The sequence below is a fragment of the Chryseobacterium flavum genome, assembly GCF_003385595.1.
GTDB lineage: Bacteria > Bacteroidota > Bacteroidia > Flavobacteriales > Weeksellaceae > Chryseobacterium > Chryseobacterium flavum.
Genome location: NZ_QNUE01000002.1, coordinates 69,840 through 92,903, shown reverse-complemented (window position 1 = coordinate 92,903; position 23,064 = coordinate 69,840). Strand labels below are relative to the sequence as shown.

27 protein-coding genes and 1 pseudogene are annotated in these 23,064 nt (G+C 37.1%); 21 read left to right on the top strand and 7 right to left on the bottom strand.

The window, feature by feature from the left end:
* The first annotated feature begins 98 nt into the window (after positions 1-98).
* The 4 genes from DRF59_RS02550 (at position 99) to DRF59_RS02535 (ending at position 4,835) form a co-directional block, all read left to right on the top strand.
* The gene (locus tag DRF59_RS02550) at positions 99-2,282 is read left to right on the top strand and encodes a TonB-dependent siderophore receptor (RefSeq protein WP_115956725.1); all 2,184 of its coding nucleotides are present in this window, start codon (positions 99-101) and stop codon (positions 2,280-2,282) included.
* Positions 2,283-2,299: 17 nt separating this feature from the next.
* Entirely contained in the window at positions 2,300-2,917 is a 618-nt protein-coding gene (locus DRF59_RS02545; RefSeq protein WP_115956724.1) for a hypothetical protein, read from the top strand.
* Between the two features lie 145 nt (positions 2,918-3,062).
* Entirely contained in the window at positions 3,063-4,256 is a 1,194-nt protein-coding gene (locus DRF59_RS02540) for a PepSY-associated TM helix domain-containing protein (RefSeq protein ID WP_115956723.1), read from the top strand.
* Between the two features lie 78 nt (positions 4,257-4,334).
* A complete protein-coding gene (locus DRF59_RS02535; protein WP_115956722.1) occupies positions 4,335-4,835 on the top strand; it encodes a low affinity iron permease family protein in 501 nt (166 codons plus the stop codon).
* 28 nt (positions 4,836-4,863) lie between these two features.
* On the opposite strand, the gene DRF59_RS02530 is transcribed toward DRF59_RS02535, so the two are convergent.
* From DRF59_RS02530 to DRF59_RS02500, 7 genes and pseudogenes are all read right to left on the bottom strand, one after another.
* The gene (locus DRF59_RS02530; RefSeq protein ID WP_115956721.1) at positions 4,864-7,590 is read right to left on the bottom strand and encodes a hypothetical protein; all 2,727 of its coding nucleotides are present in this window, start codon (positions 7,588-7,590) and stop codon (positions 4,864-4,866) included.
* Between the two features lie 75 nt (positions 7,591-7,665).
* Positions 7,666-8,643: a hypothetical protein gene (locus DRF59_RS02525; protein ID WP_115956720.1), complete on the bottom strand. Its 978-nt coding sequence runs from the start codon at positions 8,641-8,643 to the stop codon at positions 7,666-7,668.
* A 168-nt stretch (positions 8,644-8,811) separates the two neighbouring features.
* Positions 8,812-9,135 carry a hypothetical protein gene (locus tag DRF59_RS02520; protein WP_241505462.1) on the bottom strand — a complete coding sequence of 108 codons (324 nt, stop codon included), beginning with the start codon at positions 9,133-9,135 and terminating at the stop codon, positions 8,812-8,814.
* Between the two features lie 270 nt (positions 9,136-9,405).
* Positions 9,406-10,218: a hypothetical protein gene (locus DRF59_RS02515; RefSeq protein WP_115956719.1), complete on the bottom strand. Its 813-nt coding sequence runs from the start codon at positions 10,216-10,218 to the stop codon at positions 9,406-9,408.
* Between the two features lie 5 nt (positions 10,219-10,223).
* Positions 10,224-10,958: pseudogene (locus tag DRF59_RS02510) on the bottom strand (MIP/aquaporin family protein); the annotation flags it as partial.
* 20 nt (positions 10,959-10,978) lie between these two features.
* Positions 10,979-12,475 carry a glycerol kinase GlpK gene (gene glpK / locus DRF59_RS02505; protein WP_115956717.1) on the bottom strand — a complete coding sequence of 499 codons (1,497 nt, stop codon included), beginning with the start codon at positions 12,473-12,475 and terminating at the stop codon, positions 10,979-10,981.
* A 10-nt stretch (positions 12,476-12,485) separates the two neighbouring features.
* Positions 12,486-14,084, bottom strand: coding sequence for a glycerol-3-phosphate dehydrogenase/oxidase (locus DRF59_RS02500; protein ID WP_115956716.1), 1,599 nt, complete (start codon positions 14,082-14,084; stop codon positions 12,486-12,488).
* 116 nt (positions 14,085-14,200) lie between these two features.
* On the opposite strand from DRF59_RS02500, the gene DRF59_RS02495 reads away from it, so the two are divergent.
* The 17 genes from DRF59_RS02495 (at position 14,201) to rplF (ending at position 23,062) form a co-directional block, all read left to right on the top strand.
* Positions 14,201-14,965: a DeoR/GlpR family DNA-binding transcription regulator gene (locus DRF59_RS02495; protein ID WP_115957005.1), complete on the top strand. Its 765-nt coding sequence runs from the start codon at positions 14,201-14,203 to the stop codon at positions 14,963-14,965.
* Between the two features lie 619 nt (positions 14,966-15,584).
* Positions 15,585-16,211: a 50S ribosomal protein L3 gene (gene rplC / locus DRF59_RS02490; RefSeq protein ID WP_050020602.1), complete on the top strand. Its 627-nt coding sequence runs from the start codon at positions 15,585-15,587 to the stop codon at positions 16,209-16,211.
* On the top strand, positions 16,202-16,831 hold the full coding sequence (rplD, locus tag DRF59_RS02485) for a 50S ribosomal protein L4 (protein WP_115956715.1): 630 nt from the start codon (positions 16,202-16,204) through the stop codon (positions 16,829-16,831). The genes rplC and rplD overlap by 10 nt, the downstream gene beginning before the upstream one ends.
* 3 nt (positions 16,832-16,834) lie before the next feature.
* On the top strand, positions 16,835-17,125 hold the full coding sequence (gene rplW, locus DRF59_RS02480; RefSeq protein ID WP_002983204.1) for a 50S ribosomal protein L23: 291 nt from the start codon (positions 16,835-16,837) through the stop codon (positions 17,123-17,125).
* A gap of 22 nt (positions 17,126-17,147) precedes the next feature.
* The gene (rplB, locus tag DRF59_RS02475) at positions 17,148-17,969 is read left to right on the top strand and encodes a 50S ribosomal protein L2 (protein WP_002983208.1); all 822 of its coding nucleotides are present in this window, start codon (positions 17,148-17,150) and stop codon (positions 17,967-17,969) included.
* Between the two features lie 2 nt (positions 17,970-17,971).
* Complete coding sequence (gene rpsS / locus DRF59_RS02470; RefSeq protein ID WP_002983209.1) at positions 17,972-18,250, top strand: 30S ribosomal protein S19; 279 nt, start codon at positions 17,972-17,974, stop codon at positions 18,248-18,250.
* A gap of 2 nt (positions 18,251-18,252) precedes the next feature.
* Positions 18,253-18,651, top strand: coding sequence for a 50S ribosomal protein L22 (rplV, locus tag DRF59_RS02465; protein ID WP_050020604.1), 399 nt, complete (start codon positions 18,253-18,255; stop codon positions 18,649-18,651).
* A gap of 7 nt (positions 18,652-18,658) precedes the next feature.
* Positions 18,659-19,408, top strand: coding sequence for a 30S ribosomal protein S3 (rpsC, locus tag DRF59_RS02460; RefSeq protein WP_034694675.1), 750 nt, complete (start codon positions 18,659-18,661; stop codon positions 19,406-19,408).
* A 98-nt stretch (positions 19,409-19,506) separates the two neighbouring features.
* Positions 19,507-19,932 carry a 50S ribosomal protein L16 gene (gene rplP / locus DRF59_RS02455; protein WP_002983219.1) on the top strand — a complete coding sequence of 142 codons (426 nt, stop codon included), beginning with the start codon at positions 19,507-19,509 and terminating at the stop codon, positions 19,930-19,932.
* Positions 19,933-19,944: 12 nt separating this feature from the next.
* On the top strand, positions 19,945-20,130 hold the full coding sequence (gene rpmC, locus DRF59_RS02450) for a 50S ribosomal protein L29 (RefSeq protein WP_027381309.1): 186 nt from the start codon (positions 19,945-19,947) through the stop codon (positions 20,128-20,130).
* Between the two features lie 12 nt (positions 20,131-20,142).
* Positions 20,143-20,397 (top strand): 30S ribosomal protein S17, encoded by a 255-nt coding sequence (gene rpsQ, locus DRF59_RS02445; protein ID WP_027381310.1) that lies wholly within the window; start codon positions 20,143-20,145, stop codon positions 20,395-20,397.
* Positions 20,398-20,399: 2 nt separating this feature from the next.
* On the top strand, positions 20,400-20,768 hold the full coding sequence (gene rplN, locus DRF59_RS02440) for a 50S ribosomal protein L14 (RefSeq protein WP_002983226.1): 369 nt from the start codon (positions 20,400-20,402) through the stop codon (positions 20,766-20,768).
* Positions 20,769-20,789: 21 nt separating this feature from the next.
* A complete protein-coding gene (gene rplX / locus DRF59_RS02435; protein ID WP_072883927.1) occupies positions 20,790-21,116 on the top strand; it encodes a 50S ribosomal protein L24 in 327 nt (108 codons plus the stop codon).
* A 13-nt stretch (positions 21,117-21,129) separates the two neighbouring features.
* The gene (gene rplE, locus DRF59_RS02430) at positions 21,130-21,681 is read left to right on the top strand and encodes a 50S ribosomal protein L5 (protein ID WP_115956714.1); all 552 of its coding nucleotides are present in this window, start codon (positions 21,130-21,132) and stop codon (positions 21,679-21,681) included.
* A 3-nt stretch (positions 21,682-21,684) separates the two neighbouring features.
* Positions 21,685-21,954, top strand: a complete 270-nt coding sequence (gene rpsN / locus DRF59_RS02425; protein WP_002983233.1) for a 30S ribosomal protein S14 — start codon at positions 21,685-21,687, stop codon at positions 21,952-21,954.
* Positions 21,955-22,100: 146 nt separating this feature from the next.
* Complete coding sequence (rpsH, locus tag DRF59_RS02420; RefSeq protein WP_115956713.1) at positions 22,101-22,499, top strand: 30S ribosomal protein S8; 399 nt, start codon at positions 22,101-22,103, stop codon at positions 22,497-22,499.
* Between the two features lie 17 nt (positions 22,500-22,516).
* On the top strand, positions 22,517-23,062 hold the full coding sequence (rplF, locus tag DRF59_RS02415; protein ID WP_115956712.1) for a 50S ribosomal protein L6: 546 nt from the start codon (positions 22,517-22,519) through the stop codon (positions 23,060-23,062).
* Positions 23,063-23,064: the final 2 nt, after the last annotated feature.

Genomic DNA, 23,064 nt, shown 5'->3' with positions numbered 1-23,064 from the left:
TTAATTCTGCAATAATTACTCTTGTTCAGGTGACATATGTCACCTTTGTTTATTTATTTAGAATTAATAAAAATAATAAATTTGCAAAAAATTATCAGATGAATAAAGTAGTATCCTTTTCTCTGCTTGTATTGGGTGGGGTTTTTGCAAACGCACAGCAAGTGAATGATTCTATAAAGAAGTCAAAAGAAATTGATGAAGTAGAATTGTTCGGTGAAAGAAAGAAACAACCTGAAGGCCTTGAAGCCATCACGAGACTGCCCTTGAAGACGAGAGACCAGATCCAGAGTATTTCAGTAATTTCCTATAAAGTAATTGAAGATTTGGGAGGTTTAACTGTTACGGATGTGGCTAAGAATGTTCCCGGAGTTACACAATTCGGAAGCTATGGAGGAACCAGAGAAAGTATGTCAATCAGAGGATACAGGGGAGTCCCTGTTTTGAAGAATGGAGTTCAGATGGATTCTGATTTTCGTACTGCAGCAATGCTTACTGATATGCAGGGAATAGAAAGTATTCAGGTAATTAAAGGATCTGCTGCTGTTACACAAGGTATAGGGGATGGATTAGGATCAGCCGGTGGAGTGATTAACGTTGTTACTAAAGTTCCTAAGTTTATAAATCAGACAAATGTTGGATTCAGATATGGAAGCTGGGATTTTTACAGACCAACAGTAGATTTTCAGAGAGTTTTGGATTCACAGGGAAGAATTGCTGTAAGATTAAATGCCGCTTATCAGAATAGCAATAGCTTCAGAAGATTTATTAATACAGATCGTATTTATGTAAATCCATCTATTGCAATTCGCCCAGATGATAAAACCGAGATTGTGGTTGAAATGGATTATCTGCATAACAATACTACTCCGGACAGAGGAACGGTTAACCTGGCAAAAGGAGATACGGAAGCAATATATAAAATGCCCGGAAGAAAATTCCTTGGTTTCTCTACAGATAATGCCAAAACTGAAACTTTCAATTTTTCAACAACGGCTACAAGAAAGCTGACTAAAAATCTAAAATTAAGAGCTGCATATATGAGTTCTTCTTATCAGACAAATATTGTTGGAGCGGCATTGTCACCTATTGATAGTAAGAACCCGAATGAAATGAGAAACAGATCATTAACGAAATCTGAGCGTGAAGACCTGAATAAAGCTTTTCAGTTTGACTTTATTGGAGCTGATGTTATGACTGGCTTTATGAAACATACGTTTCAGGTAGGCTTTGATTGGAAAGAATCTAATGTAACTACTAAGTCTTATCTGGCAAAAGAAGTTGATGTCATCAATGTTCTGAATGATATTAATAACATGCTGCCTTCAAATATTGATCCTGATAATTTTGAATTAATAAAGAAAAATCCGGTTGTTAATACGGTAACTCCTACTATGGGATTAATGGCACAAGACGTTATTACTTTCAATAAATATGTTAAAGCTCATTTAGGGGTACGCTACAGTAGATTAATAGGATCAGATAAAGAAAAAGATTATGCATGGAATCCTTCACTGGGGATTATGATATCACCTGTTGAAAATATGAACATATTTGGATCCTATACAAGTACAACATCTTTGAGAAGTTCTAATAATGTACTGTTCAGCGGAGGAACGGTAGGTGCATCCACAACAAAGCAATGGGAAGCAGGAATTAAATCTGACTGGCTAAATGAAAGATTGAGATTTAATGTGACCCTTTTTGATATCAATACAGACAATTTATCATATGAGCTTCTTGACAAGGGTAATCCGACAGGAACATATGCTTTAGCCGGTAATTTGAAAAGACAGGGCGTGGAGGTAGAGTTAATCGGTAAAATTCTTCCAAACCTCCAGGTGATGACAGGATGGGCATATGTTGATGCCCAATATAAAGATAGTCCATCATTTGTTAATGGCTCAGCACCTATTAATACCCCTAAGCATTCTGCAAATGCATGGTTGAATTATAAATTTGATGCAGGAATCCTTACAGGTCTTGATGTTGGCGCCGGAATTTATTTTGTAGGAAAAAGGCCAGTTGACGACTATAAACAAAAGTATACCAATACATCAAACGGCCATGTTAACGGAACACAACCCGGAGAAAAACCATTCTTCATGCCTCAATATACTACAGTAGATGCGCAGGTAGGGTATTCTTTCAAAAATGGATTGGGAATAAGAGGATTCTTCAACAATATCTTTGATGCAGTAGGATATAATTCATACTTCAGAGGAGGATATATTGACCAGATCCAGCCTAGAAATTTTGCCGTACAGGTAAACTATAAATTCTAATCAGCAAATCATCAATTATGAAAACTATAAAAACATTATTTTTAGCATTAGCGCTGGGAGCTGTGACAATATCGTGCTCGGGAGATAAAAAGAAAGGAATAGATTACAATCAGTTCAAAGCAGAAGTAAAGCTTACCGCTGAACAGGAAAAAAGCTTTAATGAGATCACTGCAAAATATCAGCAGTTACAGGAACAGAATTTTCAGGCTGCAAAGGCACAGGGAGGAAATATGGACCGTGTAGCACTTGGAATCAAAAATGAAGAACTTAGAGCACAGCAGTCTCTTGAAATGGCAAAAGTTCTGGATGCTCCACAAATGGAAAAATTTAACAGATTTGTTGATGAGAACTCCAGAAAAAGGCCGAGATATGATAACGTTCTTCTTGAAAAAATAAAAGCTGAAGCACAGCTTTCGGAAGAGGAATTTAAAGTAGTAAATGCCGCCAATGATGCATTTGAAAAAGCATTTAATGATGCTCATGATGTGTATCACGGGAATAATGATCTGGCAAAGGAATACTGGGAAAAATTTGATGCACAGAGAAAAGCTGTCATTCAGAAAGCACTTACCCCTGAACACTATACGAAATTTGAGGAGATCGTAAAAGATGTTCAGTTTAAAGGAAGAAAATAATTATTTCCGAATCCGGTGAAATCCGGAAAAAAGGATAACAGGTACACGTGCAGCTTCCTTTCAAAACATTAATCATTCATATCAATTTTAATTAGAAAACATTAAGATGTCCCAACCATCTTAATGTTTTTGTCATTAATTCCCAATGAAACTATTATTTAAAAGTCTCTATAGAAAAAGAAGGAAAAATGAATCATTCACAAAATATCTGATGTGGCTTATTCATCTCTGGCTTGGGCTTTTATCAGGTATTATTGTTTTGATTATGTGTCTTACCGGTTGTTTATATGCATTTAAAAATCAGATTATAGATCTTATTAACCGGGACAAGGTTTATATTAGTTCAGTTCATAAACAAGCTAAAAGCCCGGATAGTATACAACTGGAACTCTCTGAGCAGAATAAGCAGCTTACATCTTTGCTTATCCCGGATGAAAAAGGAAGAAGCTACGTGATAGGTTATCGTGAAAACGGGTTGGATAAAAGTGCATATTATAATCAATATACAGGTAGAATCCTTGGCCAGGCAGATACCAGTGCAAACCGCTTTTTTGAAGTGGTGCTGGATATCCATAGAAACCTTATGATGGGAAATGCAGGACGACAGATTGTAGGAGCAGGAGTACTTGTGTTCTGTATTCTATTGCTTTCAGGGCTTATCCTTTGGCTTCCCAAAAAACTGAAATTTCTGAAACAGGGATTAACTGTAATGTTGAAAGCAAAATTCCAGCGAATGAATTATGATCTTCACAATACCCTTGGCTTTTACACTTTTCTGATGCTTTTCTTTATGGCTGTTACAGGGTTGTATGTAACTTATCCGTGGATGAAAAATGCGATTATAGTAAGTCTGGGTGGTACTTCAATAGATCATATTTCTGAAGATAAGGGTGAAGATGATGCTTTTGGTGGGCTTTTCGAAGATATGCTTCAGAAGCAGGATGAAAAGAAGGATCTTAAAAACACCGCAATAGCCTCTATAGATAATATTCTACAATCTGCCGATCAATACCTTCCTTATACTGCTGTTACCAGTATTGAGTTACCCAATAAAGAGAACCCACGGTTTGTAGTTACTAAAACAAACAGGCATAACTTCCTGGGAATGATGTTGCCTAATGAAGTTACTTTTGATAAAACAGGAGTTTTTAAAACTAAAGAATTATTTTCAGATAAACCACTCAATAAACAGTTTACATCTCTGGCAAAGCCTCTGCATACAGGGGAAATTATGGGACTTCCAAGTATAATCTTATATTTTATTGTATCTCTCATTGGATGTTCACTACCCGTTACAGGATTTCTTATCTGGTGGCATCGGTTTAAAAAATTGAAATAAATTACAATAAAATTTTACGATTATCGTCATAATCTGTATCGGGTTAATTTAATACATTTATGTAAAATAACTTGTATCATGAACCCTAAGAATAAAAACCTCTTTGAAACATTTTCGAACTGGGCCGTAAAGTTTACGGGTAGCCCTGTGGCTTTCACCGGAGCAGTGCTTATTGTTATAGCCTGGGCGATAACAGGCCCTCTCTTTGACTATTCAGAAACATGGCAGCTTGTAATCAATACAGGAACCACGATCATTACTTTTCTGATGGTCTTCCTGATTCAGAAAGCCCAGAATAAGGATTCGAAAGCAATACAGATAAAGCTCAACGAAATGATTGCGGCACATGAAAAAGCGAGTAACAGGATTGTAGATATTGAAGATCTCACGGAAGCAGAGCTTGACCAGCTTCACCATTATTATGAGCAGCTGGCGCGGTTGGCAAAAAAGGATCTGGATATTCATACTTCTCACTCTATAGATGCGGCTCAGAGAAATCAGGATTATAAATATGAATTCTTCAAAAGAAAACATGAAGAATGGATAGAGAAGCAGGAACAAAAAAAGGAATCGAATTGATTCCTTTTTTGCATATTTTAAAAAACGATTATCTCATGAAATAATTGAAATAACTGCAGCTTCCCATTAAGTTTTTCGTTGTTTCAGTATCTGAGTACTGAGCTTTCAACTGGGCAAAGTAGGTTCTGTATTTCTGGTTTTTAAGATTGTCCATTTCCTTTTGGCGGGCATCTTCTTTCTCAGACCATTTCGGATCAGAATAATCAAAATCTTTTGGGGCTTTAGCTTCATACTGATAATATTTGCCTTGTTCAGCACTTGCCATCTGGAACAGGATTCTTGCTTTCTCTTCCTTATTATTTGAAAGCTTAAGGGCTTTTTGGTAGTAATTGATTGACAGATCAAAATTATCAGGTTCAATATAAGACGTATCCAGGAAGTTCTTATAATAATACTGGTAAGGATTCTTTCTGTCAGTATTCCAGAAATCATATTTACCTCCGTTACTGTTGTCAATATCCATTACAAACAACTGACGGTAATATCCTAAAATAGATGTATTATATAGTAGATTCCCAATAAGCTGATTGGCTTTTGCGGCCTTTTCACCCGTTCCGTTTCCAATCTTTTTAAGCTGGATCAATGCATCTGCAAGCTCAAGTTTGTCCATGCTTGATTTGATGAAAGGGAAATCAGTGTAATTTTCTGCTTCCATACTTTCGGTATCAGGGCTTTCAAAGCTTTCCCATACATTATGCCCGAACACAAGATTTGAAATGTTTTTAAATCCATTGTATTCAGCAGGTGCATATTGTTTTGCCGTAATAGTTTGACCCTCTTTTTCTGTCCACTCATAATTCTGTCTCGGAATACCGGCAAAGTTTCTGGCTTTTTCGTAATAAGACTTTGCTTTTTCAAAGTCGGCAAGTCTCATTGCTCTGTCTCCATAAATTGTATTGAAGAAAGCATCAATATCGCCTACACTGTCCATGTTTTTGGCAATAATCTGCTGCTCAAACTGGGTTTTATTGGGTTTTCTGTAGAATTCTTCCACACTTTTTACGAGACTTGAATTCGGATTATACTGTAGATCCGAAAGCTTATTGTTCATCAGGAATGATTTACCATCTTCGCCCTGAAGGAAATAACGGTTAGCAAGTACATCTTTCAGGAAATCTGCAGTAGACGGTACTTCACCATAATAATCAAAATTATCAGTAGTGGCCGTGTCTTTTTCTACCTTTTTCTCTACGAAATATTCGGCATAATCTTTCATCAGATGATCTTCATATGCTGCGTCAATTCTAGGCTGGGAAACAATATCATTCAGGACTTTCATTCGTTTGATCTGTTCCTGATATTCCGGATTTGTTGTTTTGATATCGCTTAGGATTTCAGAACTGCCTTTATAATCTTTTTTCAGAAACTTGAGATAAGCATCAGCAATCTGCCAGTATTCATCCTTAGATTTCTCTTTTGTTTTTTCTGTGAATTTTTCAAGATCATCCAGGTAGTCCTGAGTCTTTTCATCATAATAATATCCTGTTCTTGTGTAGAAAGGGATTCTGTCCGGATTGCTGAATAGTTCATCATCACTCTGATCGGCTTTTACTTCGCTGCCTGTTTTATCAGATTTGGAACCTCCGAAAAGATTTTTGAAAAACCTTACGATTTTCTGCCAGAAAGAAAGTTTTTCTTCTTTTACTTCCGGAGCAGTTGTTGCGGTTTGAGTATTCTTTGCATCTTGGGCATCTGTTTTACCTCTTTGGACAGAGACTTTTCCTGAAGCAGCATCGGTATAATAATAAGTAGGAAGGTAGCTTCTTTCAAGTTCATTGATACTTCTTGCAGCCATTACTTTCAGGATCTCAGAATCTGGATTGATGTCATACATTTTTTCCATAATAGGAATAGGATTGTTGAAATCTTCATATCCTAACAGAAAATAAGCCATATTCTTTTCTTCGTTCGTATGGGCTCTTTTCATGATATTGCTGAAAGAAGCCGTGTCTGAAAGTTTCATAGAAACAAATGCAGACTCCTTGCGGTCTTTGCTGTTCATGAATACCTGGAAAAAGTTCCAGTTGGCATCGCTGTTCATCTCCAATCCTCTTTGCGCTCCGGCAAGCTGGTCAAGGGACATGAAATATACGGTTCCTTTTAATTTGATAGGGGCAACATAGGTTTTGAAAGCCTGTACTGCGGAGTCATAGTTTCTGGTATAATGATTCAGACGTACCAGCTGGTATCCGTAGCGCTGCTTGATTTCAGGATTTCTTGCTGCATTGTATAAAGACGTTAAAGCAGCAATGGTCTTATTATAATCAAGAGCTGTAGCATTTTTTCTGTTGGCATCTCTGTCATAATAAAATGAGTTTTCACTTTCGATATAATTGATGCTCATATAAGGCTCAAGGTATTTGGCCTCAATTAAATAGTCAATACCTTCCTTATATTTCTGGTAAAATCCGGTACCCAGTTTTTGTAAAAACGGATTTGTCGGATTTCCGTTCTTTAAAGCATTCAGGTCGTTCATGCTCACTTTATATACCAGATTCTGGGTTTCAGAATAACTAAGCTGATTGTTAAAGAACTTTTTCCATGTTTCAATATTATCATCAGGAATCAGTGAAGAGTTATATCCTCCATAAAACCTGCTTGAATAGTTATGCAGAAAAGGAAGATAAGCCTTGTCCTTGATGATGGTTTGCGTAAAAAGGTTGAAGTAATCATAATCAGGATCTGACCATGCGCAGGCGTCAGATTTAGTATAGAAAAGTGATACAACCGCAAGTGAAAGGATATGCTTTTTCATAGGGGTTTGTAGTGTTTTTAGTTTTATAATATTTTATGGTATGGTTCCAGGCAGGTGATTTCTATCTCCGGGAGATTAAAATTTCCGATCTAACACAAATTTACTATCTAATTGATAATAAATAATATTAAAATGTGGGATTTTTTTCTGTAGAAAACTGGTAACTTTTTCAAGTTGTTCTTCAGAGATTTCTTCTACCTTTATTTTGAACCCTTTGTTTAAATAACTTCCAAAGTAAAAGCCATCTTTCAGAACTTCAGCCTGATGATCAGCTGTCTTTTTAAAATTTGGATTTTCCAGGTCTCTGTCAGATAAGGCATTGATCAGTTTATGCTTGCCTAAATGATTGGTAATGATCCCCCAGGAATAAATAGGAAGCGCTACTTCAACTTTCCTGATAGGGTAGTCTTCCATTTTAGAAAGATAGCTTTTTAAGATATTAACATCCAGAATCGAATTCTTGTCAGATTCTTCCAATGGTGATGATGTAGAATAACACATCAGGTATACTTTATTCACGGGAGGAATTCCGGTTTGTGTTTTATCTTTCACCTGATGAAGACGAAGGGTACAGGTGACTTCTTTTCCGGAGATTTTTTTCAGTTCTTTCAGAAATTCAAAATAATCATTTCGTGTTCCGGCGGTCCAGTCACAGTCGATCTGAATTTCATTATTCGTTTTCAGCTGGTAGTCTTCCGCTTTCTTTTTAACTAAAAGATGGATGCTTTCTGCCAGAAATCTGATTTCTTCTGCGGAAATGCCAAGGAAAGTCTGATTGGTAATAAAAACTGTTGGAACGATCTGCTTGTCGGATTGGAAGCTTTTATCTTTGGTAATTACAGCTACGGGCTGGAATTTCCCATTCACTTTATCTACATCAAAAAACCTGGTGTACAAATAAGGAACGGTTGCCTGGTCTAATGCTCTCTTCTCTTCCTTGTCCAGTTTCAGATGGGTTTTCCAATAATAAAATGTATAAGGATGACTTTCTTTTCTGGTACAGGACGTAACAAGAAAAAGAAGGAATAGCAATAAGGTTTTTAAAATTCTCATTGAGATCAGAAAATATTTTCAAAAATAAAGATATTTAGCCAGAATATAAACCGTAAAATCCCGGTGGTTGGTGTGCTGATGAAGAATTTTATATAATGTTACGGTATAAAGCTTCCCGTAACAAGAAAACTACCCCGGATGGAGTGGCTTTCTCTATAAATATTTTTACTACTTATAAAATTCGCTTTCGCATGTACAGATTTCTTTATTGATGCTTTCACTGGCTGAGCAGCAGCCTTCAAGGTTCTTAACATTTCCTTTTTCATCAGTAAGATAGATTTTATCTTTGTCAAATTTCACGAAAAAGGTTTCCTCATATTTTTTAAAAACTACTTTCATTACCTTATTAGGTGCATATTTACCTGCGTTGACTTCCTCTGTTGTTTCTTCTCCGCTGGCTTGATTCACCTGGACATAGCCAAAATGTACATCGCCATTGTTTTTAACATCCAGATAATAATGAGGAGTGCCGGTACCGCTATATCCTTTCATGATATCAAAAGTCCTGTATCCAATAAAAGGAACCTCTTTCTGCTGTGCCCATGTAAAAAATACTGATGCACAGAATTATTAAACTGAAAAACTTTTTCATAGATATTTTTTTCAAAAGTAAAGATATTCCGGCAAATAGTAAGCCGTAAAAACCCGGTTATTGTAGTTCAGAAGAAATACGGAACTAAAAAAATGAATACCCTTTTGACGGGAAAGTAATAACAAAGCCACCCCGAATGGAGTGGCTTCTGTAATCTATTTGAAGTTAAATTAAAAAACGGTTGCTGCAAGTTGAATTCTTGCATACTTATTGGATGGATTCCACATAGCCATCATGGATACAGGAAGGCTGTAATGATCTGTAATCTTAACAACTTTTCCGGCTTTTACTCCTACATTAACGATGTCGAAACTGTTTTTACCGTTACCATACAAAAAGGTTTTATCATTGAGAGCAAACCCGGCACCTACAAATGCATCCAGATTAACTTTCTGTCCTTTAATAACAGGATAGCTCGCCTGAATATACGTGGAGTATCTGTTTTTCTTATAGCTTCCGTCGGGTTCCAGAATAACCTCTCCGGCATTGGCACCTCCGTACAGCATGATATCAGCTTCAATATTGATCGGGAATGAAGGTCCGAAAGTATAGTTGGTTCTTAAGTCAATAATATGGGCAGTCCTTCTCTGTGAGTAACTGAAAATGTCATCTGCCGCCACTGCGGTATTGATATTCCTGGAATTGTAAAGATCCCACAATCCGATATACAAACGACCGTCTGAATATTGAATGTAATAATTGATCTCCTTATAATGGGTGTTGTCTTTGTCATCCGCTAATGCAGATGCGCCCCAGATTCCTACCTTCCATTTCTTTTCTGCATCTAAAGCATAAGAAATGTTCCCCATTACTACAGGTTTGTCAGTGATAATAAGTCCTCTCCATAAGTGGTTGTTCTGAATGTTGGCTGTAAAATCAAGCCTTCCTTCTTCGGTTTCCTTAGCTTCACCACTTTCCTGTGAAAATAACCTTCCTGTGCTTAAAGCAAGAACGAAGATTCCCTTTAAGATTTTTCTCATCATTTGTTTTATTTTAAAAATCCATATAATACTGCTGCGATAATAGCTCCTGTAACCGGACCTACTATAGGAATCCACGCATATCCCCAGTCACTGCTTCCCTTTACAGGTAAGATGGAATGCATGATTCTTGGAGCAAGATCTCTTGCCGGGTTAATGGCATATCCTGTAGTTCCTCCCAGAGATAAGCCGATTGCCCAAACTACAAACGTAACTGGGATCGCTCCGATAGAACCCAGGCCTACTTTGGCGGTTGGATCTGCCTGCAAGGAAATACTTGGATCTGCAAAGTAAAATACGCAGAATACAAGTACAAATGTCCCGATGATCTCACTGATAAGATTGGAAGACGTTTTTCTGATTGCCGGACCGGTACTGAAACATGCTAGTTTTGCACCTTCGTCCTCTGTAATAGCAAAATGATCTTTATGAAACAGCCATACTAGAAATGCACCCAGCATTCCTCCGATCATCTGCGCTGCGATATATGACGGAACAAGGTCCCATGAGAATTTTCCTGCAACAGCAAGACCAATGGTTACTGCCGGGTTCAGGTGGGCCCCACTTATTGGCCCTGCAACGGTTACTCCCACAAAAACGGCCAGTGCCCATGCGGTAGTAATAACAATCCATCCGGAATTATTTCCTTTCGTATCTTTTAAGACAACATTGGCTACAACACCGTTGCCTAACAATATAAGAAGCATCGTGCCGATAACTTCTGCAATAAATGGGGTCATATAAGTTTTTTTTGATAAGTGAGTTAATCTTCAATCCAGCTTTGAGCACTTTTTACAGCTTTCTTCCAGAAGTGGGTCATTTTATTTACCTTCTCTTTGTCCAGTTGAGGGTGGAAGTCTTTGTCTACAATCCATTGTTCCTGGATCTCGTCTATACTTTTCCAATATCCTACTGCAAGTCCTGCCAGGTAGGCTGCTCCAAGAGCTGTAGTTTCCAGTGTCTTTGGTCTTGTGATTTTAAATCCGAAAAGGTCAGACTGGATCTGCATCAGAAGATCACTTGCAGAGGCGCCGCCGTCTACTCTTAATTCAAGACTGGCTCTTCCGGAATCTGCTTCCATTGCTTTTACAATCTCATATACCTGAAATGCAATTCCTTCCAGGGTAGCTCTGGCAATATGGGCATCGGTAGTTCCACGGGTGATCCCTACAATCGTTCCCCTTGCATACTGATCCCAGTAAGGGGCACCAAGACCTGTTAATGCAGGAACAAAATAAACACCGCCATTATCTTCTACGGAAGCAGCCAGTTCGTTTACCTGCTCAGAAGAGTGAATAAGCTTAAGACCATCTCTCAGCCATTGAATAGCTGCGCCTCCTACGAATACACTTCCTTCCAGTGCATAGTTGACTTCTCCATTGATTTTCCAGGCTACAGTAGTAAGAAGGTTATTTTTAGAAGAAACAGCTTCTGTTCCTGTGTTCATTAATAGGAAACATCCTGTTCCATAAGTATTTTTTACCATTCCCGGAGTGGTACACATCTGCCCGAATAAGGCTGCCTGCTGGTCACCGGCAATACCTGCTATCGGAATTTTGGTAGAGAATAGAGTGGTAGCTGTCTCACCATATATTTCACTGCTTTGCTTTACTTCAGGAAGGATATTTTCAGGAATGTCAAATAGCTCTAATAAATCATTATCCCATTCCAGAGTGTGAATATTCAGAAGCATTGTTCTGCTGGCATTGGAAACATCCGTGATAAACATTTTTCCGCGGGTAAGTTTCCATACAAGCCATGTGTCAACAGTTCCGAAACATAATTTTCCTTCTTCAGCTTTTTGTCTTGCGCCTTCTACATGATCAAGGATCCATTTTAGTTTGGTGGCTGAAAAGTAGGCATCCAGAACAAGTCCGGTTTTTTCTTTGATTGTTTCTGCGTGTCCCTGCTCTTTCAGTTCATCGCAGTATTTTGAAGTTCTGCGGTCCTGCCATACAATGGCATTGTAAATAGGTTCACCAGTTTCCTTGTCCCATACAATGGTTGTTTCACGTTGATTGGTAATTCCGATAGCGGCAACTTCCAGTCCGGAGATTCCTGCTTTTGCTATCACTTCTGCTGCTACGGAGATTTGTGAGGACCAGATTTCATTAGGATCATGTTCTACCCATCCCGGAGTAGGAAATATCTGTCTGAAATCTTTCTGAGATACATATTTAATTTCTCCACTATGGTTGAAGAGAATCGCTCTGGAGGAAGTTGTCCCCTGGTCTAGAGCGAGGATAAGCTTTTCATTCATGTATATAGTGCTAATTTAGGTTGATAACTTTAGGTGAATAAGGAGTTAGTAAATATCCTTTTGCCAGTTCAATGAATTCATTTTCCTGCTGCTGAGCCCATTCTTCAGAATATCCTTTTTCTTCAGCAATGATCCTTGCTACATTGTGAGCGCTGTCTATTGCTGCTCTTGCATCCAGAAAAAGCAAACGTACTCTTCTTGCCAGTATATCTTCAATGGTTTCTGCCATTTCTGCTCTTACAGCCCATACCACTTCTGCCACAGTGAAAGGATGATCCGGATGTATCTTTTGTGCATAGCGGGGGTTGCTTTCCTGTAATGCTTTTATGGCAGGAATATCAGATCCGTAAACATATAGATGATTGGTTCTGTCTACCTGTTCCGGTTTTATATTTCCATGAATAGAAAGATGCTCTGTTTTTGATGGACTGTTTCCTAACCTGTGAACTTTCATAGCTTCATCTACAGTATCTTCTGCCATTTTGCGGTATGTGGTCCATTTTCCTCCGATAATGGAAACTAATCCGGTTTCTGAGGTAATCACTTTGTGGCTTCGGGAAACTTCTTTTGTGCTTTTACTTCCATCTTTAGGAGCTGCAAGCGGGCGAAGACCTGCAAAAACTGATTTTACATCTTCACGTGTTGGCTTTTTAGCTAAATATTGTCTTGCTGTATTTAAAACAAAATTGATTTCTTCTTCCAGGGCACGAGGTTCAAAGCTTTCATCCTTTAAAAGAGTATCTGTAGTTCCTACCAAAGCTCTGTCATGCCACGGAACAACAAATAAAACCCTGCCGTCTGATGTTTTCGGAATCATGATCGCATCATCGCTTTTCAGGAAGGATTTATCCAGTACCAGGTGAATTCCCTGGCTTGGTACAACAAATTTCCCGTGCTTTGGATTGTTCATATTGAGAATATCATTCGTAAATACCCCCGTAGCGTTGATAACCACTTTACCATGAATCTGATATTGCTGCTTGGAGAACTGATCTTCTGCAACAACACCAATTACTTTATCAGAAGCATCTTTTAAAAGGTTGATTACTTTTACATAATTAACAGCACTTCCTCCTTTTTCAATAATGGTTTGGGTAAGGTTGATCGCAAGCCTTGCATCATCAAACTGTCCGTCCTGGTAAACAACACCGCTCATTAAGTGGTTTTGTTCAATAGTGGGAAGCTTTTCGATTGTTTTTGATTTGCTGATGTATTTTGTTTTACCCAGACTCAGTTTTCCGGCAAGAAAATCATACACAGATAGTCCTATCTTATAGTAGATACCTCCCCACCATGTATAGTTGGGAATAATGAAGGACTGATTTTTTACAATATGTGCTGCATTTTTTGCAAGAAGACCTCTTTCTTTCAATGCTTCTTTTACCAATCCGACATCTCCCTGGGCAAGATATCTGACTCCGCCATGTACCAGTTTGGTACTTCTGCTGGAAGTTGCTTTTGCGAAATCGTGAGATTCAAGCAATAAAGTTTTGAATCCTCTGCTTACCGCATCTAATGCTGAACCTAAACCACTGGCTCCTCCTCCTATGACAATAAAGTCCCATTCTTTTACATTGGTTAATTTACTGAGTTCTTCGTTTCGTTTCATAAATGTTTCGTTTATGTTTCGTTTTCAAATATATAAATTAAAAATGAAAGCAAAAAGAAAATAAATGAAATTTTAAGATGTCGAAAAAAATCGGTATTTTTGGTGAAACGAATAAAATGGAAAAGCTATTACCAAGGCAGGATGAAATACTTAAAGAGTTGAATGATAAAGGACATGTGCTTGTGCAGGATCTTTGCGAAAAACTTAATGTGTCTTCGGTTACGATCCGAAAGGATCTGAACTATCTCGAAAGTCTTGGGCTTCTTTTCAGAAATCACGGAGGAGCAAGTAAACAGGTAAGGTATGCTTATGAAAAGAATGTAGGGGAGAAAGAGAATATTAATGTAGAGGCGAAGCAAGCTATTGCCAGAGCTGCGCTTCCATTGATCCAGGAAAATGACTGTATTATACTGGCATCAGGAACTACGATGCACTATCTTGCAAGAATGTTGATGAACTTCGGATCGCTAACTGTTTTAACTTCTTCATTAAGGGTGGCTATTGAACTTTGTAATAATCCTAATATTAATGTGATCCAGCTGGGAGGAGAGGTCAGGAAAAGTTCAACCTCAATTGTAGGATCCATTTCAGAAGGAATTCTCAAGCAGTTTTCCTGTAATAAACTTTTTCTGGGTGTAGACGGAATTGACCTTGAGTTTGGAATCAGTACTTCCAATGCTGCAGAGGCGCATCTTAACCAGGTTATGATTGAATGTGCGGATAAAACAGTAGTTTTGGCTGATTCCTCAAAACTGAATAAAAAAGGATTTGGTAAAATTGCCTCATTGGATCAGGTGGATTATCTGATTACAGATGATGGTATAGGTAAGGAAGATATGTCTGCATTGGAAGAAAGAGGAGTAACGGTTATTGTGAAATAGGCAGCATTCAATTGTTCAAAATTAAAATAGAGGCGATCTGGTTTTAGAGGGTTTCTGTTTTAATTAAGAATGGATTGGTTTGTACTTTCCAGAAAATCTTTCTTCTTTTTCTTTCTGCTCCAGGTCGTGAGCAAACAATTTAATGGTCCTTGAGATTAAAATTGGAGTTTGCCATTGAATTATCGGGTGGAGCGATAGCAAATGAAATTGATATGGAGTTGTTACCTTAAAATGTCTTTGCTGTCAATCAGAATCTTTTAAAATAATTCGGAATATCTGATTGCTGATGATTCTCAGAATGTATTTAATCATTCACTTTTCTCCATGAGGGCGGTTTCTGTCTGCGAGGAATTCTGAATCTGGGCGGAATAAAATATATAATGATTTTCTTTTTGAGCTTCAAAGAGTGTTTTCAGAATTTTGGATAGCTTTTTATCTGAAATCGCTAAATGATTAAAAATCAAAATATTTTACTCGAAATATTTGTCAGTTATAAAATAATTCATAAATTTGCACACTCATTTTAGGGGCGTGGTATGCCTATATCAAAAGTAGAAATTACTTCAGACCTCCGGAAAATGGTGATAAATAAAGGATAAATTTTATTATAATATAAACAATGTCAGGTATTATTGGTAAAAAAATCGGTATGACATCTTTGTTTAACGAAGAAGGAAAAAATATTCCTTGTACAGTTATCCAAGCTGGTCCATGCTCGGTTTTACAGGTCAGAACCTTAGAAAAAGACGGTTATAAAGCTGTTCAATTAGGTTTCGATGACAAGAGTGAGAAGAACGTTGGTAAAGCGTTAGCTGGTCATTTTAAAAAGGCTGGTTCTGCTCCTAAAGCTAAGTTGGTTGAATTCTACAGAGAATTCGTTGATGAAGTGAAAGTAGGAGAAGAAGTAAAAGTTGATTTATTCACTGAAGGTGAGTATGTTGATGTAACAGGTACTTCTAAAGGTAAAGGCTTCCAGGGTGTTGTTAAAAGACACGGATTTGGAGGTGTAATGCAGGCAACTCATGGTCAGCACAACAGACTTAGAGCTCCAGGTTCTATCGGTGCTGGTTCAGACCCTTCAAGAGTATTCAAAGGGATGAGAATGGCTGGAAGAATGGGAGGTAAGCAGGTAACTGTTCAAAACCTTCAAGTGTTAAAAGTTGATCAAGAACAAAATCTTTTAGTAGTAAAAGGTGCTGTTCCGGGAGCTAAAAATTCTTATGTAATTATCAGAAAATGGAACTAGTAGTATTAAATACATCAGGAAAAGAGACCGGAAGAAAAGTAACTCTAGACGAAACAGTATTCGGAATTGAGCCAAATCAGCACGCGGTTTACTTAGAAGTTAAACAGTATCTTGCTGCTCAGAGACAAGGTACTCATAAAGCAAAAGAAAGAAGCGAAATTACAGCTTCTACTAAAAAACTTAAGAAGCAAAAAGGATCAGGTTCTGCCAGATACGGGGATATCAAATCTCCTGTATTCAGAGGTGGAGGTAGAGTATTCGGACCAAAACCAAGAGATTACAGATTCAAATTGAACAAAGCTCTTAAGAGATTAGCTAAAAAATCTGTTTTATCTCAAAAAATGAGAGACAACAGCATTAAAGTTTTAGAAGATATGAGCTTAAACGCTCCTAAGACTAAAGATTTCATCAATGTATTAAATGCATTGGAACTTAACGGTAAAAAGTCTTTATTCGTTCTTCCTGAAGCTAATAAGAATGTGTATTTATCTTCAAGAAACTTACCTAAAACTAAAGTAATGAACTTCAACGAAATCAGTTCTTACGATTTAGTAAATGCAGGTGAAATTATTTTCTTCGAAGGTGCAGTTGAAAAATTCCAGGAAAATTTAAAGAAATAAGTCATGTCAGTTATTATTAAACCAGTTATTTCAGAAAAGGCTAATTACCTTACAGATTTAAGAGGTTCTTATTCTTTCTTAGTAAATCCTAAGGCGAATAAAATCGAGATCAAAAAAGCTGTTGAAGCGGCTTACGGTGTAAAAGTAGCAGACGTTAACACAATGATTTATGCTCCGAAGGTTTCTTCAAAATACACTAAAAAAGGTCTTCAAGTAGGAAAGACAAACAAATTGAAAAAAGCGGTAATCAAACTTGCTGAAGGAGAGGTTATCGATATTTTTGCTGTAAATTAATTATTAATTATAAATAATAGTAATGTCTGTTAGAAAATTAAAACCTATCACCCCGGGACAGAGATTCAGAATTGTAAACAATTTTGAGGAAATTACTACTAACAAACCAGAGAAATCTCTAGTAGTTGGTATTAAAAAGTCAGGTGGACGTAACAACACAGGTAAAATGACCATGCGTTACACCGGAGGTGGACACAAAAAGAAATACAGAATTATTGACTTCAAAAGAAACAAAGCAAACGTTGAAGCAACTGTAAAATCTGTAGAATACGATCCAAACAGAACTGCATTTATCGCTTTATTAGAGTACGCAGACGGAGAGAAGAGATATATCATCGCTCCAAACGGTATCAAAGTTGATCAGAAAGTAGTTTCAGGAGAAAGCGTTGAACCAAACGTAGGTAACGCAATGAAATTGAAAAATATTCCATTGGGTACTGTAATCTCTTGTGTTGAAATGAAGCCTGGACAAGGTGCAATTTTAGCAAGAAGTGCTGGTTCTTCAGCTCAATTAACTTCAAGAGATGGTAAATATGCAATCATCAAATTACCTTCAGGAGAATCAAGAATGATTCTTACTGAATGTATGGCAATGATTGGATCAGTTTCCAACTCAGATCACCAATTAACTGTATCAGGTAAAGCTGGTAGAAGCAGATGGTTAGGTAGAAGACCAAGAACAAGAGCGGTAGTAATGAACCCTGTAGATCACCCAATGGGTGGTGGTGAAGGACGTTCTTCAGGAGGTCACCCAAGATCTAGAAACGGTAAACCGGCTAAAGGTTACAAAACTAGAAAGAAAAACAAAGTGTCTAACCGTTACATCGTATCTAAAAGAAAATAATTATGGCAAGATCACTTAAGAAAGGACCGTTCATTCATCATACTTTAGATAAGAAGGTTCAGGCAAATATAGAGTCTGGTAAGAAGACAGTTATCAAAACTTGGTCTAGAGCATCTATGATCTCTCCGGACTTCGTAGGACAAACTATCGCTGTACACAACGGGAAATCTTTTATCCCTGTTTACGTTACAGAAAACATGGTTGGTCACAAGTTAGGCGAATTTTCTCCAACAAGATCTTTCAGAGGTCATGGTGGTAACAAAAACAAAGGAAGCAGATAAACATGGGATCTAGAAAACAAGATAGCGCAATCGCAAGAAAAGAAGCAAACAAAGACGTTGTTAAAGCTTCATTAAATAATTGCCCGTCTTCTCCAAGAAAAATGAGATTAGTTGCTGATATCATCAGAGGAGAGCAGGTAGACAAAGCACTTTATATCCTAAAATATTCTAAGAAAGAAGCTTCTAACAAATTAGAAAAATTACTTCTTTCTGCAATTGCCAACTGGCAAGTGAAAAACGAAGGAGCTGACATTGAGGAAGCTAACCTTATCGTTAAAGAAATCTTCGTGGATAGTGCAAGACAATTGAAGAGACTAAGACCAGCTCCACAAGGTAGAGGGTATAGAATCAGAAAAAGATCTAACCACGTTACATTAATCTTAGGTAACAAAGAAAATTAATCAAGGTATGGGACAGAAGACAAATCCAATTGGTAACAGATTAGGTATCATCAGAGGATGGGATTCTAACTGGTTTGGCGGAAACGATTATGGAGACAGAATCGCTGAAGACTACAAAATCAGAAGATACCTTGAAGCTAGATTATCTAAAGGTGGTATTTCAAAAATTTATATTGAAAGAACTTTAAAATTAGTTACAGTAACTATTACTACTGCTAGACCGGGACTTATCATCGGTAAAGGAGGTCAGGAAGTTGATAAATTAAAAGAAGAGTTGAAGAAACTTACAGGTAAGGATATTCAAATTAACATCTTCGAAATCAAAAGACCTGAATTAGATGCTGTACTGGTTGCTGATAGTATTTCTAAGCAAATTGAAAACAGAATTTCTTACAGAAGAGCTGTTAAAATGGCAATGGCAAGTACTATGAGAATGGGTGCTGAAGGTATCAAAGTTCAGATTTCAGGAAGATTGAACGGAGCTGAAATGGCAAGATCAGAATCTTTCAAAGAAGGAAGAATTCCATTGTCAACTTTCAGAGCTGATATCGATTATCACTGGGCTGAAGCTCACACTACTTATGGTAGACTAGGTGTAAAAGTTTGGATCATGAAAGGTGAAGTTTACGGTAAAAGAGAACTTTCTCCATTAGTGGGACAACAGAAAAAAGGTGGTCAGTCAGACAGAGGAAACAGAGGAGGAGACAGAGACAACAGAAGACCTAGAAAAAACAACAACAATAACAATAATAATTAAAATTTTAGATTAGAAATTTTGAATTTTAAATTACCGTTACTTTTTTAAAATTAAAAAAAATCTAAAATCTAAAATCTAAAATCTAAAATTTAGAAATTATGTTACAACCAAAAAGAACCAAATTCCGTAGAGTTCACAAGATGAAGATGAAGGGGAATGCCCAAAGAGGTAGTCAACTTGCATACGGAACTTTTGGGATCAAAGCTACAGAAGGAGCTTGGATCACTGCAAGACAAATTGAAGCGGCTCGTATCGCTGCGACAAGATATATGAAGAGAGAAGGTCAACTATGGATCAAAATCTTCCCAGATAAGCCAATTACTAAAAAACCAGCTGAAGTAAGGATGGGTAAAGGTAAAGGAGCTGTTGAATATTGGGTAGCTGTAGTAAAGCCAGGTAAAATTATGTTTGAAGTAGGTGGAGTTCCTTACGAAGTAGCGAAAGAAGCTCTTAGACTTGCTGCACAGAAATTACCAGTAGTTACTAAATTCATCGTTGCTAACGATTTTGTTAAACCTCTATAATCTTTGAATACAATGAAAAAAGCTGATATTAAAAATTTAAGCGCGGGTGATATTCAAGCTCAATTAACTGAAGCAAAAGCTCAATATTCTAAATTGAAATTGGCTCATGCAATCAGCCCAATTGAAAACCCGATTCAAATCAGAGATTTGAGAAAAACAATCGCAAGACTAAACACTGAGTTAACTAACAAACAATAATTTCATTTTACAATGGATAGAAATTTAAGAAAAGAAAGAATCGGAGTGGTTTCCAGCAATAAAATGGAAAAGACCATTGTTGTTAGTGAAACGATGAGAATGAAACACCCGATGTACGGTAAATTCGTATTAAAAACGAAAAAATATACTGCACACGACGAGAACAACGAATGCAACGAGGGAGATACAGTTTTAATCCAGGAAACTAGACCTTTGAGCAAGAATAAGAGATGGAGATTAGTAAGAATCATTGAAAAAGCTAAGTAATAATGTTACAAACAGAATCAAGATTAAAAGTTGCTGATAACACTGGTGCTAAAGAAGTATTGGTTATCAGAGTTCTGGGAGGAACCAGAAGAAGATATGCTTCAGTTGGTGATAAAATCGTTGTTACTATCAAGGATTCTACACCATCAGGAAACGCTAAAAAAGGTCAGGTATCTAAAGCTGTAGTAGTAAGAACTAAAAAAGCAGTTAGAAGAAAAGATGGTTCATACATCAAATTCGATGACAATGCTTGTGTATTACTAAATGCAGCAGGAGAAATGAGAGGAACCCGTGTTTTCGGACCAGTTGCTCGTGAGTTGAGAGACAAAGAATATATGAAAATCATTTCATTAGCTCCTGAAGTACTTTAATTTTTAAAATTTTTAAAAGAAATGTCAAAGTTAAAAATAAAAAGAGGAGATAACGTAATCATTACTACTGGTAAGAAAGATATCAAAGGTAAGACTGGTGAAGTTATTGAAGTGATCAAAAAAGAAGGAAGAGACCCTAGAGTAGTTGTTGCAGGACTTAATATCGTTAAAAAACACGTTAAGCCTTCAGCTTCAAATCCTCAAGGAGGAATCGTTGAAAGAGAAGCTTCTATTCATATCTCAAATGTAGCTTTAGTTGGTAAAGACGGAAAAGCTATCAAAGTAGGTTACAAAATCGAAGGAGATAAGAAAGTTAGAATCAACAAAAAAACGGGTGAAACTTTATAATTTTAAATAACACATGGAATATATAGCAAGACCCAAGAAAGCATATAAAGAGAAAATTGTTCCTGCAATGATGGAAGAATTTGGGTATAAGTCAGTAATGCAAGTACCTAGATTAGAGAAAATCGTTGTATCACAAGGTTTAGGTGATGCTACTGCAGACAAAAAGATCATTGATTATGCTGTAGAAGAACTAACGAATATCACAGGTCAGAAAGCTGTTGGTACGATCTCTAAGAAAGACGAAGCTGCCTTCAAATTGAGAAAAGGAATGCCTGTAGGAGCTAAAGTAACATTAAGAGCTGACAGAATGTATGAATTCTTAGACAGACTTACTTCTTCTGCTTTGCCTCGTATCAGAGATTTCTCTGGAATCAAGGCTGATGGTTTCGATGGTAGAGGTAACTACAACTTAGGTATTACTGAGCAGATTATCTTCCCTGAAATCGTAATCGACAAAGTGAAAAAAATCCAGGGGATGGACATCACTTTCGTAACTACTGCGAAAACAGATAAAGAAGCTAAAGCATTATTAACTCACTTCGGTTTACCATTTAAAAAGAACTAAGAAATGGCTAAAGAATCAATGAAAGCGCGTGAGCGCAAAAGAGAAGCACTGGTTGCTAAATACGCTGCTAAAAGACAAGCTCTTAAAGAAGCTGGTGATTACGAAGGACTTCAAAAATTGCCTAAAAATGCTTCTCCTGTAAGATTACACAACAGATGTAAACTAACAGGTAGACCAAGAGGATACATGAGAACATTCGGTATTTCCAGAGTAACTTTCAGAGAAATGGCAAATAACGGATTGATCCCGGGAGTAAGAAAAGCTAGTTGGTAATAATCACTAATTAAAATCGGGACAATTAAGTTGTCAAGATACTAAAGAATAAAAATATCAGACCGAAGATTTCTGAAGTCTGATATTTTACTCTTCAAGTCTTTTCAAAACTGATTGTTCTTTAACCAATAATTTATAAAAGAAAAATGGTAACAGATCCAATTTCAGATTTCCTAACAAGAGTAAGGAACGCACAAAGCGCAGGCCACAAAGTGGTGGAAATTCCTGCATCGAAAATCAAAAAGGAGATTACTAAGATCTTATTTGATCAAGGGTATATCTTAAACTTCAAGTTTGAGGATAACGCTGTTCAAGGTTCGATCAAAATCGCTTTAAAGTATGATAAGCAAACCAACAAACCTGCTATTAAGTCTATTCAAAGAGCTTCAAGACCAGGTTTGAGACAGTACAAAGGTTCAGCTGAGCTTCCAAGAGTACTAAACGGTTTGGGTATAGCTATCATCTCTACTTCTAAAGGAGTAATGACTGATAAGAAAGCTAGAGAAGAGAAAGTAGGCGGTGAAGTAATCTGCTATGTTTATTAATTTTTAATCAGAGGAAAATGTCAAGAATTGGTAAAGCAATTATAACAATTCCAGCAGGAGTTACAATCACTGAAAATAATGGTGTGGTAACTGTAAAAGGTCCTAAAGGAGAACTTTCTCAGGAGCTTACAGCAGGAATTACTTTAGAACAGAAAGATGGTGAACTTAATGTGAACAGACCATCTGATTCTAAACAACACAAAGCGCTTCACGGTTTATACAGAGCGTTAATCAACAACATGATTGTTGGTGTTTCAGAAGGTTTCGAAAAGAAACTAGAACTAGTAGGGGTAGGATACAGAGCTTCTCACGCAGGTCAAAAACTTGAGTTGGCTTTAGGATTCTCTCACGGTATCGTATTAGAACTTCCAAGTGAAGTAAAAGTTGATACATTGACTGAAAAAGGTAAAAACCCAATTATTACTTTAACGTCTCATGACAAGCAACTTCTAGGAATGGTTACTGCAAAGATCCGTTCTTTCAGAAAGCCTGAGCCATACAAAGGAAAAGGTGTAAGATTCGTTGGTGAAAATGTTAGACGTAAAGCTGGTAAATCTGCTTAATA